General features: G+C 27.5%; 20 protein-coding genes. 19 read left to right on the top strand and 1 reads right to left on the bottom strand.

The features are described 5' to 3' along the window. Positions 1 to 11: 11 nt before the first annotated feature. From ACPB8Q_RS01515 to ACPB8Q_RS01495, 5 genes are all read left to right on the top strand, one after another. Positions 12 to 488: a hypothetical protein gene (locus tag ACPB8Q_RS01515; RefSeq protein ID WP_423792907.1), complete on the top strand. Its 477-nt coding sequence runs from the start codon at positions 12 to 14 to the stop codon at positions 486 to 488. An 11-nt stretch (positions 489 to 499) separates the two neighbouring features. Continuing rightward, entirely contained in the window at positions 500 to 1,621 is a 1,122-nt protein-coding gene (locus ACPB8Q_RS01510; RefSeq protein WP_423792906.1) for an ATP-binding protein, read from the top strand. A gap of 191 nt (positions 1,622 to 1,812) precedes the next feature. Beyond that, positions 1,813 to 3,336, top strand: coding sequence for a flippase (locus tag ACPB8Q_RS01505; protein ID WP_423792905.1), 1,524 nt, complete (start codon positions 1,813 to 1,815; stop codon positions 3,334 to 3,336). Next, on the top strand, positions 3,333 to 4,658 hold the full coding sequence (locus ACPB8Q_RS01500; RefSeq protein ID WP_423792397.1) for a UDP-glucose dehydrogenase family protein: 1,326 nt from the start codon (positions 3,333 to 3,335) through the stop codon (positions 4,656 to 4,658). Before ACPB8Q_RS01505 ends, ACPB8Q_RS01500 begins: the two co-directional genes overlap by 4 nt. After that, positions 4,655 to 5,635: a UDP-glucuronic acid decarboxylase family protein gene (locus ACPB8Q_RS01495; RefSeq protein ID WP_423792904.1), complete on the top strand. Its 981-nt coding sequence runs from the start codon at positions 4,655 to 4,657 to the stop codon at positions 5,633 to 5,635. Before ACPB8Q_RS01500 ends, ACPB8Q_RS01495 begins: the two co-directional genes overlap by 4 nt. Before the next feature lie 38 nt (positions 5,636 to 5,673). On the opposite strand, the gene ACPB8Q_RS01490 is transcribed toward ACPB8Q_RS01495, so the two are convergent. Further along, positions 5,674 to 6,318, bottom strand: a complete 645-nt coding sequence (locus ACPB8Q_RS01490; RefSeq protein WP_423792903.1) for an IS6 family transposase — start codon at positions 6,316 to 6,318, stop codon at positions 5,674 to 5,676. 329 nt (positions 6,319 to 6,647) lie between these two features. On the opposite strand from ACPB8Q_RS01490, the gene ACPB8Q_RS01485 reads away from it, so the two are divergent. The 14 genes from ACPB8Q_RS01485 (at position 6,648) to ACPB8Q_RS01420 (ending at position 13,090) form a co-directional block, all read left to right on the top strand. After that, positions 6,648 to 7,052: a hypothetical protein gene (locus ACPB8Q_RS01485; RefSeq protein ID WP_423792902.1), complete on the top strand. Its 405-nt coding sequence runs from the start codon at positions 6,648 to 6,650 to the stop codon at positions 7,050 to 7,052. Further along, positions 7,053 to 7,685 carry a transposase gene (locus tag ACPB8Q_RS01480; RefSeq protein WP_423793387.1) on the top strand — a complete coding sequence of 211 codons (633 nt, stop codon included), beginning with the start codon at positions 7,053 to 7,055 and terminating at the stop codon, positions 7,683 to 7,685. A gap of 214 nt (positions 7,686 to 7,899) precedes the next feature. Further along, positions 7,900 to 8,541, top strand: coding sequence for a helix-turn-helix domain-containing protein (locus tag ACPB8Q_RS01475; protein ID WP_423792901.1), 642 nt, complete (start codon positions 7,900 to 7,902; stop codon positions 8,539 to 8,541). Between the two features lie 4 nt (positions 8,542 to 8,545). After that, complete coding sequence (gene ehaA / locus ACPB8Q_RS01470) at positions 8,546 to 8,791, top strand: energy-converting NiFe hydrogenase A subunit EhaA (RefSeq protein ID WP_423792900.1); 246 nt, start codon at positions 8,546 to 8,548, stop codon at positions 8,789 to 8,791. Then, positions 8,792 to 9,277, top strand: a complete 486-nt coding sequence (locus tag ACPB8Q_RS01465; RefSeq protein WP_423792899.1) for a hypothetical protein — start codon at positions 8,792 to 8,794, stop codon at positions 9,275 to 9,277. After that, positions 9,274 to 9,513: a DUF2109 family protein gene (locus ACPB8Q_RS01460; RefSeq protein WP_423792898.1), complete on the top strand. Its 240-nt coding sequence runs from the start codon at positions 9,274 to 9,276 to the stop codon at positions 9,511 to 9,513. The genes ACPB8Q_RS01465 and ACPB8Q_RS01460 overlap by 4 nt, the downstream gene beginning before the upstream one ends. A gap of 8 nt (positions 9,514 to 9,521) precedes the next feature. Further along, positions 9,522 to 9,803, top strand: coding sequence for a DUF2108 domain-containing protein (locus ACPB8Q_RS01455; RefSeq protein ID WP_423792897.1), 282 nt, complete (start codon positions 9,522 to 9,524; stop codon positions 9,801 to 9,803). After that, positions 9,804 to 10,058: an EhaE family protein gene (locus ACPB8Q_RS01450; RefSeq protein WP_423792896.1), complete on the top strand. Its 255-nt coding sequence runs from the start codon at positions 9,804 to 9,806 to the stop codon at positions 10,056 to 10,058. Next, positions 10,048 to 10,509, top strand: a complete 462-nt coding sequence (locus ACPB8Q_RS01445) for a DUF2106 family protein (RefSeq protein WP_423792895.1) — start codon at positions 10,048 to 10,050, stop codon at positions 10,507 to 10,509. Before ACPB8Q_RS01450 ends, ACPB8Q_RS01445 begins: the two co-directional genes overlap by 11 nt. 2 nt (positions 10,510 to 10,511) lie before the next feature. Then, positions 10,512 to 11,120, top strand: coding sequence for an EhaG family protein (locus tag ACPB8Q_RS01440; protein ID WP_423792893.1), 609 nt, complete (start codon positions 10,512 to 10,514; stop codon positions 11,118 to 11,120). Further along, complete coding sequence (locus ACPB8Q_RS01435) at positions 11,117 to 11,770, top strand: proton-conducting transporter membrane subunit (protein WP_423792892.1); 654 nt, start codon at positions 11,117 to 11,119, stop codon at positions 11,768 to 11,770. The genes ACPB8Q_RS01440 and ACPB8Q_RS01435 overlap by 4 nt, the downstream gene beginning before the upstream one ends. Positions 11,771 to 11,780: 10 nt before the next feature. Further along, entirely contained in the window at positions 11,781 to 11,981 is a 201-nt protein-coding gene (locus ACPB8Q_RS01430; protein ID WP_423792891.1) for a hypothetical protein, read from the top strand. A 9-nt stretch (positions 11,982 to 11,990) separates the two neighbouring features. Next, the gene (locus tag ACPB8Q_RS01425; protein WP_423792890.1) at positions 11,991 to 12,845 is read left to right on the top strand and encodes a respiratory chain complex I subunit 1 family protein; all 855 of its coding nucleotides are present in this window, start codon (positions 11,991 to 11,993) and stop codon (positions 12,843 to 12,845) included. Further along, complete coding sequence (locus ACPB8Q_RS01420; protein ID WP_423792889.1) at positions 12,845 to 13,090, top strand: hypothetical protein; 246 nt, start codon at positions 12,845 to 12,847, stop codon at positions 13,088 to 13,090. Before ACPB8Q_RS01425 ends, ACPB8Q_RS01420 begins: the two co-directional genes overlap by 1 nt.

Genomic DNA, 13,090 nt, shown 5'->3' with positions numbered 1-13,090 from the left:
TAGTGTTGTTAATGAAAAAATATATTATAGTTCTGATTCTAATCTTAATATTAAATGTATGTATGAGTTATTACATAAATTATATAAAGGTAAATGAAGAATCACCAAACAAATCAATTACATTTACCATTAACAAAGTTGAGATCTACTCCTATAAGATGAGTTTTGTTCATTATGGAAATATAAATAAAAATATGAAAGTAAATATTTATCTAAATGGAAATTTAATTTATGTTATTGATGATTCAAATGATGGTTCTGGAAACTATAAAAAAAATGTCACAATTGATATAACAAACTACTTAAAAAATGGTAAGAATACTTTAAGAGTTGAAGGAATGAATTTGATAGGTAATGATAGCTATCATCCTTACTATGTAGTAAAAGATATAAATATAAATGAACCTATAAAAACACCAATAAATTTTGAATTAATGATTTTTTCCTTATTAATTATTGGATTAATTATAGTTAAACTCTCTAAATAATTAGTGAAATTATGAAATTTTTTAATAGGGAGGAAGAGATAAGAGAGATAGTATCCATAATAGAGAGTGAGCCAAATTTTATATATTTTATATATGGACCAATAAACTCTGGAAAGACAGCTTTAATAAATGAAATAATTAACAATAGGTTAGATAAAGATAGGTATGTTGTTTTTTATATAAATTTAAGAGGAATTTTTATATCAAAATATGAGGACTTTATTGAGGTTTTATTTGAAGAGTATGAAGAATCATTTATTGATAAGGTTAAAAGATTATTTTTGTCTCTAATTAAGGACTCTCCAGAGGTTATTAAGAGTTTTTTAATAACTAAAATATCTGGTGGGGTTTTAGATAGTATTCCAATACCTAAAAACACATTAAGGGAGATATTAAAAAACAATGAAGTTAAAAATGTATTTAGATATATAACCAATATTCTAATGGAAATTAAAAAGAATGGAAAGCAACCAGTTTTAATAATTGATGAGCTCCAAAAAATTGGTGATATGAAAATAAATGGATTTATGATTTATGAACTATTTAACTACTTTATTGATTTAACTAAAGAATTACATTTATGCCATGTTTTTTGCTTATCTTCTGATAGCTTATTTATTGAGAAAGTTTATAATGAAGCTATGTTAAATGATAGGATTGATTATATTTTAGTTGATGATTTTAATAAAGAAACTGCTTTAAAATTTATGGATTTTTTATCTGATGAAATTTTAAATAAAAAACTTTCTAATGATGAGAAAGAACTTATTTATTCTTATGTAGGTGGAAAGCCAATTTTAATAATAAAGGTTATTGATAAGCTAAAATATGAAAGGTTAGATGTTATCTTAGAGTTTATGTTAAAAGATACATTATCTAAGTTAAAAAAATTGTTGATTAATGTAAAAAATAAAAAATTTGAAGGAATTGAATATGAAAATGTTATAGATGCATTAAAATTATTTATGGATAAATATGAAATTGATGAATATTTGATAGATGAAGATACAAAGGAGTTTTTAGTTAAAAGGAACATACTGTTTTTAAATCCTATTGAGGGAACATTAAAACCACAATCATTTTTAATTTGGAGCGCCATAAAGAGATTACTGAATGAATACCAAATGGGTTGAAAGCCCTAAACTTAACAGACAAGTTCTGATGAAAATTTTACTAAAAGTTTTCTTTAAAGTCACAAAGTTATTAAAACTGACTTATAGAGTTTATGTTTTTTAAAACATTTTGAAAGAAATTTTATTTTTAGATACATCTTTTTAAGTTTTAGATGCTATAAAAAAGATTTTATAAAAATAAGGTGAATAAGTTGAGTTATAAAGAGAGAGCTATAAAAGGTATTAGCTGGAATTTTTTGCTATTAATTTTAGCTGCACCAATTGGATATTTAGTTAGAGTTTTATATGCAAATGAAATTCCTAAGTTAGATGTAGGTTTATTTTATGCTGTTTTGGACTTTTGTTGTATGGTTGCTATTTTTAAGGATTTGGGTTTAAGTGCTGCATTAGTTAGGTTTATTCCAAAATTTCTACATGAGAAAAGGAAAGATTTAGTTAAATCAGCCATAATTAGTGTTGGAGTTTTGCAAAGTTCTGTTTCTTTAATTATAACAATTTTAATAATTTTGTTGGCTCCATTTATTGCAGAGTTTTATATAAATAATCAAGGGCAATTTACAGGGCATTTAGATTTAGTTATTGATGTTTTAATTATTTTGAGTATTGGATATTGGTTTCAGAGCATTATGGATGTTATATCAAACAGCATATTGGGCTTTCAAAATCAGAAGTATTTTGGAACTATAAATTTTGTTAGGATTTCCTTAATATTGATTTTATCAGTAATATTTATTTATATATTTGGACTGCATAATGCTTTAGTTCCAACTTATGCCTACACCTTAGCTCCAATTTTAATGATTCTTATTTATGGATATATATTTATTAGAAAGATATTTCCAGATTTCTTTAAAGAGAGATTTTTATTTTCAAAAAAATTAATTAAAGATTTATTTTCTTATGGACTACCTGTTATGTTAGGTAGTGCTGGAAGTTTAGTTTTAGGATATGTTGATGGAATTTGCTTAACTTACTTCACAGGTTTAAATGCAGTTGCTGATTATAGGAATGTTGCTATGCCAACTGTCTCTATATTGGGTTATTTTGCCTCAGCTGTTGGAGCAGTTTTATTCCCAATGAGTTCTGAGTTATGGGAAAAGGGTTATAAAGAAGCATTAGGTTATGGAGTTGAGAGAATTTGTTTATATTCTTTTGTTTTAGTTTTACCTATGGCTATATTGATGGCTTACTTTCCCTCAGTAATAATAAATTTATTCTTTAATCCCCAATATTTATCTGCTGTTCCAGCTATAAGAATTTTGAGTTTAGGGACGATTTTTATGACACTAAATAGAATTGGATTTACGGTTTTAAATGGCATAGGAAAACCACAATTATCAACTAAGATTATATATTTTGGAGCTATTTTTAATTTGATTTTTAATATTTTATTGATTCCTAAATTAGGAATTGTTGGAGCTTCTTTAACTACAGTCACAAGTTACTTTTTAATGTGGATTTTGCAAACATGGTATTTAAGTAAATTCTTGAACTATTCATTTTTGATTAAAAAATGGGTTTTAGCTGTTTTAGTAGGAATTTTTAGTTTAATTCCTTTGGTGTTGATAACAAAAACTATAAATAATGTTATTTTACAGTTAATTGTTGGTGGAGTTGTTTATTTTGGAGTCTATATAATTGGAATTTTAGGGTTGAAAGTTGTAGATATAAAAGAAATTTATGATACAATAAACAAACTTAGGGGATTTAAATGAAAATTTCAGTTATTGGAACTGGATATGTTGGTATAATACAAGCAGTTGGTTTAGCAGAGTTTGGTTTTGAAGTTGTAGGAATAGATATTGATGAATCAAAAGTTAAAGCATTAAATAGTGGAGAATGTCCTTTGTATGAAGAAGGATTAGAAGAGCTATTAAAAAAACATGTAAATAAAAATTTAACTTTTACAACATCTTATGAGCCAATAAAAGACTCTGAAGTTATATTTTTATGTGTTGGGACTCCACAAGATAAAGATGGTAATGCTGATTTAAGATTTTTATTTTCAGCAGTTGAAAAAATAAAAGAAACAATAGATAAAGAAGATTATAAAGTTATTGTTATAAAATCTACTGTTCCAGTAGGAACAAATAGGAAAGTGAAAGAACTCTTAAGAGGTTATAATGTTGATGTTGTTTCAAATCCTGAATTTTTAAGGGAAGGAATTGCTGTTTATGACTTTTTCAATCCAGAGAGAATAATTTTAGGATTTGAAAGTTTAGATAAGAAAAAGCCAATTGAGATTATGAAAAAAGTTTATAATTATTTTGAAGGGAAAAATGTTCCATTTGTAATAACAAATTGGGAAACAGCAGAGTTAATAAAATATGCATCAAATGCATTCTTAGCAACAAAAATATCATTCATAAATGAGATAGCAAAATTAGCAGATAAAGTAGGAGCTGATATAAAAAACATAAGCTATGCTATGGGATTAGACCCAAGAATCGGTAATAAGTTCTTAAATGCTGGAATTGGTTATGGTGGAAGCTGTTTCCCCAAGGATGTCAAAGCATTAATAAAACAATTTGAAAACAATAATATAGAGCCGATATTAATTAAAGCTACGGATAGAGTTAATGAAGAACAAATAAAATGGTTCTTTGAGAAAATTAAAAATTACTATGGAAATTTAAATGGAAAGACCTTTGCTATCTTAGGTTTGGCTTTTAAACCAAATACTGATGATTTGAGAGAAAGTAGGGCTATAAAATTGATAGATATGGTTTTAGATAGTGGAGCAATTGTTAAAGGGTTTGATTATGTGGAAAAAGCAAGAGAAAATACAACTAATATGTATAAATTGAATAAGTCAAAGGCATTTTACGGCTATAATTTGTATGTGTTGGATGACTTGTATGAGACAGTTAAAGATGTCGATGGAATAATAATAACTGTTGAGTATGATTTTAATAAAGAAGATTGGGAAAAAATTGCAAATTTAGTTAAAGAAAAAGTTGTATTTGATGGAAGAAATGTTTTGGATGTTAAAAAGATTAAAAAATTAGGATTCAAATATTATGGGGTGGGTAGATGAAAACCATATTGGTAACTGGAGGAGCAGGATTTATTGGAACCAATTTAATAAAAAGATTATTAGAAAATAACAATAGAATTATTTGTATAGATAACAACTATACTGGGAGATTAGAAAATATAAAACAATTTTTAGACAATCCAAATTTTAGGTTTATTAAGCATGATATAACAAAGCCAATTACAATTAATGAAGAAATAGATGAAATTTACAACTTAGCTTGTCCAGCTTCTCCACCACATTATCAAAAAAATCCAATTTTCACGTTAAATACTTCCATCTTTGGGATAATTAACATTTTAGAATTAGCAAAAAAACATAATGCAAGAGTTTTACATGCTTCAACTTCAGAAGTTTATGGAAATCCCTTAGAGCATCCACAGAAAGAGAATTACTGGGGAAATGTTAATCCTATTGGTCCGAGAGCATGTTATGATGAAGGAAAAAGAGTTGCCGAAACATACTGTTATGAATACTGGAAAAATTTTGGGTTAGATATTAGGATAGTTAGAATTTTTAATACTTATGGGCCTTATATGGATCCAAACGATGGAAGAGTTGTTAGTAATTTTATAATCCAAGCGTTAAAAAATGAACCATTAACTGTCTATGGAGACGGAAAACAAACAAGAAGTTTTCAATACATTGATGATTTAATTGAAGGGATGTTAAAGTTTATGGAAATAGACGAAGAAGAATTAGAAAATAAATTAAAATATAAATTTAATTGGGATACTGTTCCAGTGCTAAATATGGGTAATCCAGAAGAATTTACTATTTTAGAATTAGCTCATAAAGTTTTAGAGTTAATTCCAGAAAGTAAAAGTAAAATTATATTTAAACCATTACCAAAAGATGACCCCGTTAGAAGAAGACCGGATATAACAATGGCTAAGGAAGTTTTAGGTTGGAAGCCTAAAATTAAGTTGGAGGAGGGGTTGAAAAGAACTATAGGGTATTTTAAGAATATTGTTTAAAAAGGTTAAAAGAGGTTTAAAAAATGACGATGACACTGTCAAGTTAACGACTTCAACCAATTGTAAAACATCATGAAACTTTTAATCCAGCTAACAACTGTATCGAATTTGCTGTTATTAGGAAACCTATTATAAAATGCTTTAGTTCTTCGTTTGAGTAGTGAGAAAAAGCTTTCTACACAATTTCTCAGTCCGAATCGGACTCTTTCAAATTCTAAACCCAATCTTTGCAATGCCCACGGATACCATCTTCCACCATCGACCAAAATCTTCGGCTTATTAGAGCAAAATTTTAATATACTCTTAACGAATAATATAGTATCGAGGTAGTTTCTTGTTTCAGAAACATAAACTCCCAAGCACTCTTTCGATTCAACATCAATAGCAGACCATACGTAAATATTTTCATTTCCAATCTTTAGTTTGGTCTCATCGATTGCAATTGCGTATCTTTCCTTTCTTTCAGGTTCGTTTAAAACCTCTTTAACCTTGTGATAATAAGTCCTAACCGACTCATGGCTTATACTTTCGAATTGGGAAAGAAACAAACTTACCTTCCTCAACGATAGTCCAAGATAATACAAAATCCCAGCTAAGATTTTAACTTCTATCGACTTCTTATTCCTTTTAAAAATCTTCTCCTCTTCGATTCTCTCCTTTAAGACTTCTATCGTGAGCTTCATATTTTATTATTTTTTATCAATTATTAATAAAAGCTTAACTTGACACTCTCCACTCTCTGACGATTGAAAAGTTAATTTCAAGTATTGCATAAACCATAATTAATGTTATTGAATGTTGAAAAGGTCTTAGATAAATTAGATAAAGAAATAATAATAGTTAGAAATACCGAATTAAGAAAGAAAATTTTGAATATTGGTGATAGTGTTATAGTACTTAACGAATTTTTAAAACTGATAGTATGAATTCTCATTCTCATTATAGATTTTAAAACCAAAAAAATAAAATAGTATAGTTTTAAATACTTCATCAAAAAACGGTGATAAACCCCATGCTAACCACACTTAAAGAATTATTCGTTAATGGTTTAAATACTTTAGGTATAGCCAATTCGGATGACTTGGTAGATTACTGCTTGGTTAGAACTTTAACCGAGATAAAGACAATTAAAGCAATATCTGAAGAGATTTTAGAAATTCATCGAACAACCATAATCAAAAAACTTCAAAAGTTATCAAAAATCGAAAATTGCTTTTATACTCAGCTATTGGACATTCCTGACATTTTAAACTATTGTAAATTTAAATTTTCAATAATAATTGACTCAACCTTATTGAGAAGATATGGTAAAAACGTATTTGGTAGTTCTATTAAATATAACTACGTAGAAAATCATAAAAAATTATATCAAGAACAAATAAACTGCAGTATTTTTAATAAAAAAAGGATTGTTTAAATAAAACCAAAAAATATTAAATCAACTGATATATATTTAAGAATTATCGAATCAATATCTAAAATTATTAAGGGGACAGTCGTTGGTGATGGTTCTGTAACAATAAAGAAAATTTTAAGGAGATGTAAAGAATTGGGAGTCGATTATATTGGTAGAATCAGAAAAAACATAAAAATTGAGGTTTTTGGTAAAGAAGTTAAAATAGAAAATATGTTTAAAATGGACTTCAACAAAAATAAAACTAAATTAAGGACTATTAACGGAAAAAAGTTCAGAATATCCGAGAAAGTAGTTAATATTCCCAATGTTGGAAAAGTTAAAATCGTTGCAGTGTTAATGGAAGAAAAGAAAAAGATTAAGTATTTAGTCTCGACAAACTATAAAAAGAAAGCTGAGAATATTATAAACGAATATTTAAAAAGATGTAAAATAGAAGAGAAGCATAGAAGAGATAAGTCGATTTTGGAGGTTGAAGAAAATTATTTGTCCTCAGAAAAGAGTAATATAGGATTCGTTAGATTAATGGGAATGTTATTTAATTGTATCGAATATTTAAGCTACAAAAATGGAATATCGTTCTATAAAGTCATTAAAGAGTGTAGTAAAGAACTAATAAAGAATGGATTATTGTAATCACACTGTCAGTAACTTAATTAATATTAAAGACATGTTTAATTCAAAAATTGTAATAAAAAATAATAGAAAATAATATTTTTTATTTATTCAAATATTTAAATAATTAAGATTTCGTGGTTATCTAATTTATTAATACCAACATTCAAAAAATTTTATAACTTACTTATTTATATTATAACACAGTTATAATATTATTCTATTGTGATAATTTATGTATGATAAGTTGGAGATAATTGAGAGAGCTATATTGTTAAATCCAATGTATATCCAAATATTTAGAGAGAGATTAAAGATAACTCAATCAAAGTTGGCTAAGGAGAGTGGGATAAGCCAATCTCATTTAAGTATGTTAGAAAAAGGTAAAAGAAAGCCCACTAAGTTAATAGCAGCAGCTATAACCTATGGACTATTGAAATGTTTTTCAGAAAGAAATATAAAAAATCCTGTGTATGAGTTGTTAGATACATTATCATTACTGAAATTTGAGGATAACCTTATAGAACTAATAAACAATATTATATTAGAGGAAAATAGAACATTTTTGAGATATATAAATGGGCATTCTTATATAATATTAGATAAGAATAATTTACTAAGAGAGATGAGAAATAAATTGAAAGTTATTGAGATTATTGATATTGTATTATCAAGAGGAAAGATTGTAGCTTATGGAAAGTATATAGAAGATAACAAAGATGTTATTATTGAATTAGATTGCTCAGATATTAGAAGGTTAGAAAAAAAGTTCTATGAAAAATACAATAAAAAAATAATTATTCAAGTATTCCCAAAAGGAGAAGTTCCACCTATCTACAACATTGAAGATAACTGTATAATAGTTCATTGCTGGTGAGTTGATGATTAACTATATAATATCTGTTGTTATCTCTGTTGTATTAGCTCTTATATTTAGAATGCCTATCCTACCTAAGGATAAATTTAGTTTTAAAACAACAGTTGTATTTCCTACTCCAATTTTGGCATTAGGATTTTATGTCATTTTAAAGCATCTTTTTTTTGATAATATCTATATATCTGTTATATCTGGAATCTTAGGATTTTTATTTTCTTTCTATGCTGATAAAATATTTGGTGAGCCATAAATGGAAATCTTTTACATTCTTATATGTTTTGTATTGTGTTGGTTAAACTTTGTTATTATAGATACAATTTTTGGCTTACCTGAAAAACCAGGTGTGTTGGGAGCTAAACATATTGGTGAAAAAATTAAATTCATAGGTGGAGATTTAAATGGAGGATATTTCATGGGAAATATTGTATGCTCTCCTGATGCCTCAGCTGGAACTTTGCTATCTTCCATAATGTACTATCTTATGGGAGTAGATGGAGGATTATTAGCAAGTTTTTTCGTATGGATAGGGAATAGGTTATGTGCTGATAGTGGATATGCAGGAACTATTGGAGCTTTATCAATAACACTTATAATTTATCTACTTTCTCCTTTTATAAATCCAAAATATTTTATTGTTGGAATGGTTTTGGCTATATTAACCATACAAGGATTAGAGCATAGATTTGCCTCAAAATTGTTAGGAAAAATTTATAGATTATATAAGGAGAGAGCATGATTACAGAAATTTTAGGTTTTGTTGTATTGTTAATGATTCTTAGAATATTTTTACAAAGAAGTAGAGCCAGAAAATTAGTTTATCTATGTTGCCTAAATTTTGCTTTTGCTGCTTTAATTGCTTTATATATAAATAGTCCAATGGGTGGAATTCTCTCAATATCATACTTTGTATTCTCAACACTCTCATCTAATGCAATAGCAAGCACATTGGAGAAAATTAAAGATTTAGAATAGGTGGAATTTTGGATATTTTGTTTATAGTTTCAGCTTTATGCTGTATTTTTGGAGGTATTGGAACTATACTTCATACAAATCCTATAAACAAATTAATTATGTTATCTTTGATGGAAACTGGAATTATTGGATTTATTGCATATTTTTATTATTTGGATGTAGCAATATTATTAACTATTGTCTCTCCAATAACCAACATAATAATCCTTGTTGGATATGTTAAATATTTGGAGATAAACAAAGAAAAAAAGAAAGTAAAAAAGAAAGAGTTCCCAATTTTGGGTGGTTAGATGGACTATATTTATACTGTTTATTTAGGATTGTTCTTATTGATTATTGGAACTTTTGGAGGGATATTTGGACCTAAAGTAGAGAATCCAGTTATTAGATTGTTGAATATAGAGGTTGCAGCTTTTGGAGTTATGCTTATCTTTCTATCTTATGATGAGACAATAGCTCTAATGACATATATTGGAGTTACTGCTGCTTTAACATTAGTTTTAGTTAGAACAATAATAAAGTTAGAGGGTAAGTATGATAGGTAAGATTTGGAATCTTTTATCAAAACCTGAAATTGTTCCAAGATTGTTTGCCTTAACATTGGCAATTATATTTATTTTTGGTTTGTTTATTCCTCACTATAAAATTGAAAATCAGCTTTATCCTAAACCTGCATATCACTCACAAACATTAAAAACTCCATTAGCTCCTTATGATAGAGGAGGAATTCCATTTAAAGAGAGAGCAAATGTAAAGGCACAATATCCTCAATATCTTCCAGATTTGGGATTAATAACTGCCTATTTGACACCAGTGGCAGAATTTATTAAAGATAAAACTCTATACTTTGGAACAACTATTGTCTCAACTCCTGGAGGAATTATTGATGAAATTCTCTATTATACAAGAGGAATGGATACAGTTTTAGAGAGTTCAATACTGTTGGTTTCATTTGTTATATTTACTTGGTTATTCTGGAATAGAGAGAGGGATTAAAGATGTATAGCTTAGTTGTTGCAGTTGGCTTTATTGTTGGAATTTTATCTTTATTGGCAATAGGATTCCAAAAAAATAATTTACATGCATTGATATTAACTGATTTAGTAGAGTGCTCTCTCTTAGTTATTATAGCTGCATTAGGAACAGATTTAGCAGAAGCTTTAATTTTGCCAGGATTAGTTGTTAGTATGGCAGAACTTTTAGCTATTTCAGAGGTTTTAATAGTTAGAGAAAAAGTTAGAGGAAAAAAATTAGAAGATTTTAAAATAAATTTTGAATTAGAGATTTTAAAAACATCTCCAACATTTATAGCTATAATTTTGGTAGTTTATGGAGCAATATTAACAGGATTCACTGGTGGGGCAGTTATTTCTACTGGATTATTGTATTACTTCTTTGCTAAAAGAGTATTGGGAGAGAATATCATTGAAAGAGTCAGATGGGTTGGAATTTGTGGATATTCTGGGATAGCTTGGTGTTTGTGGATTGTTGGATTTTTAGGTTTCTTTCTCTTTCCAAAATATTGGTTAGTATTTTTGCTATTTTCTGGATTAGGATTGGTTATTAAAGTTTGCTCAAAACTTGGTTTATTGGGGATGGCAGAATGATAGATACAATATCAGGCTATATTTATGGAATTGTGCCATTTGGAGATATAATATTTAAATTTTCTGAATTCTCAACCATTGGATTTATTATAGCTTTAATATTCACTCTATTGGTTTATTTAACAAAACCAGAAAAACAGTTGGAAGCAAAAAAGTTCAGTGGAGATGTTTTAATAGACATTGATATTAATGAACTAAGAAATAGAAGATTTATGGCTATTGTTTGTGGATTAGCTACTGCTGGAGCTATGCTCACTTATGATTTATTTGACTTTGCATTATTTTTAACTTTGGTAGGAATTGCAAATATAGGGATAGTTTCAGCTGTTAAGAGGGAGCATGTCTTAAATGCAGCTTTTCAGTATGGTTTAACTTCTATAATAGCCACTCTTCCATTATTTGGAGCAGCAGCATTAATATTAGCTAAGACAGGAACACTATCAATTTTAGAATTGGAAAAAATGAAGTCAAATATATTTTTTGAAAAAATACTTTATGGATTAGGAATGGCAGGAGAGACAGGAGTAGCTCCTTACTATGCTGCTAAGGCAGAGATGTTTAGGGCTCCAGGTTCTCCATATATATTAATGATACATCTATCCTCCCTATTAATTATAGTTAAGACAGTTGAAATTTTATTAAAAATTTAAAGGGATAGTTATGGATTTAGAGAGAAAGATAGGATTAAGTTGTTTAATTATTGGAATTTTATGTTTTATTTTAATTTTTGTAGTAGATGGGTTGATGGGATATATATTTTATGTTGTTGGTGTGCCAAATCTACTGTATGGAATAGGTAGTTTTTTAATTCCTAAAACAAGAAGAAAAGATGTTGGAAAATTACCATTTAGAGGATTTTAGGTGTTGATTATGGATATTCTTTATACAATAAATTTAACAATTTATGCATTTCTTGTAGGTTCTTTATTGTTAGGGTTGCATAGAAAGATTTTGGCTAAGATTCAGCTTAGACCAGGACCACCAATAATACAGTATTTAATCCATACACTAAAATTTTACTTTAAAGAGATAACTATTCCCATAACAGCTGCTACTTTGCTCTATTTATTTGTTGTATTTTTGGATGTAATGGTTTGGTTATCTGCTTTAATATTAGCTGTTGAGTTAAAATCTTCTCTACTGATTTTGATAGGTTTATATGTCTTACAAAAGATTGTTGAGCATGGTTGTGGTTTATCATCTGGCTCACCTTATGGAAAATTAGGAGGAGTTAGAAGTGTTTTCTCAGCAGCAGCAGAGATTCCTTTATTCTCAGTTGTAGCTATTGTTTATATCCTAACAAATTCGGTTATAATATCAGATATTATAAATTACCAACAAATTTATGGACCTTTAATATTAAAACTACCAATAGCTGCATTTGCATTCTTTATTTTGTTAGTGTCAAAAGCACCAAATAGTCCATTTAGAATAGTTAAAGGAAAAGATATTGTTTCAGGATATATGACTGAACATTTTGGTTTATTGGCAAGTTTAATTTACATAGCTGATGCAATTGCTTATTTTGTATTGTTATGGATATTTATAGCAGTATTTTTGGGAATAGGAAATATATTTTTAGCTCTTCCAATAATGGTAGTATTAACTATAATTATTGCTATAATCAATGGATTAACTCCTTTATTGGCTCCTCATCATTCAGTTATGTTGCAAATAACCATTGCTTTAATAGTCCTATTAGATTTACTATACAGGGTGATTTAATGAAAGAATATATTAACTATTTATTGATTATTTGCATTTTAGCCATACTCTATACAATCTTAGTAAATATTTTTCAATTATCAGTTATTCCAGCATTATTATCAATGATAATTTTGTTTATTTTAGCTTATCTACTAAATTATAAAACTTTTGCAAGTAAATACAAAAAATTAGAAGCAGTTTGTATGTTTATTGTTATGTTGATATTTTCCTATTCTTTATATAGGTTATTTATTCCAAGTTAA

This window comes from Methanocaldococcus indicus (assembly GCF_049554935.1).
GTDB classification, from domain to species: domain Archaea; phylum AGJL01; class Methanococci; order Methanococcales; family Methanocaldococcaceae; genus Methanocaldococcus; species Methanocaldococcus indicus.
The sequence above is the reverse complement of the archived record's forward strand: the minus strand, read 5'-3'. Positions and strand labels throughout refer to the sequence as shown.

Coding starts and splice junctions, on each gene's coding strand:
- ACPB8Q_RS01485 (WP_423792902.1), top strand. CDS start 6,648: ATGCTAACCACACTTAAAGAATTATTCGTTAATGGTTTAAATACTTTA.
- ACPB8Q_RS01430 (WP_423792891.1), top strand. CDS start 11,781: ATGGATTTAGAGAGAAAGATAGGATTAAGTTGTTTAATTATTGGAATT.
- ACPB8Q_RS01445 (WP_423792895.1), top strand. CDS start 10,048: ATGATAGGTAAGATTTGGAATCTTTTATCAAAACCTGAAATTGTTCCA.
- ACPB8Q_RS01490 (WP_423792903.1), bottom strand. CDS start 6,318: ATGAAGCTCACGATAGAAGTCTTAAAGGAGAGAATCGAAGAGGAGAAG.
- ACPB8Q_RS01465 (WP_423792899.1), top strand. CDS start 8,792: ATGGAAATCTTTTACATTCTTATATGTTTTGTATTGTGTTGGTTAAAC.
- ACPB8Q_RS01510 (WP_423792906.1), top strand. CDS start 500: ATGAAATTTTTTAATAGGGAGGAAGAGATAAGAGAGATAGTATCCATA.
- ACPB8Q_RS01460 (WP_423792898.1), top strand. CDS start 9,274: ATGATTACAGAAATTTTAGGTTTTGTTGTATTGTTAATGATTCTTAGA.
- ACPB8Q_RS01515 (WP_423792907.1), top strand. CDS start 12: ATGAAAAAATATATTATAGTTCTGATTCTAATCTTAATATTAAATGTA.
- ACPB8Q_RS01425 (WP_423792890.1), top strand. CDS start 11,991: ATGGATATTCTTTATACAATAAATTTAACAATTTATGCATTTCTTGTA.
- ACPB8Q_RS01435 (WP_423792892.1), top strand. CDS start 11,117: ATGATAGATACAATATCAGGCTATATTTATGGAATTGTGCCATTTGGA.
- ACPB8Q_RS01450 (WP_423792896.1), top strand. CDS start 9,804: ATGGACTATATTTATACTGTTTATTTAGGATTGTTCTTATTGATTATT.
- ehaA (WP_423792900.1), top strand. CDS start 8,546: ATGATTAACTATATAATATCTGTTGTTATCTCTGTTGTATTAGCTCTT.
- ACPB8Q_RS01475 (WP_423792901.1), top strand. CDS start 7,900: ATGTATGATAAGTTGGAGATAATTGAGAGAGCTATATTGTTAAATCCA.
- ACPB8Q_RS01495 (WP_423792904.1), top strand. CDS start 4,655: ATGAAAACCATATTGGTAACTGGAGGAGCAGGATTTATTGGAACCAAT.
- ACPB8Q_RS01440 (WP_423792893.1), top strand. CDS start 10,512: ATGTATAGCTTAGTTGTTGCAGTTGGCTTTATTGTTGGAATTTTATCT.
- ACPB8Q_RS01500 (WP_423792397.1), top strand. CDS start 3,333: ATGAAAATTTCAGTTATTGGAACTGGATATGTTGGTATAATACAAGCA.
- ACPB8Q_RS01420 (WP_423792889.1), top strand. CDS start 12,845: ATGAAAGAATATATTAACTATTTATTGATTATTTGCATTTTAGCCATA.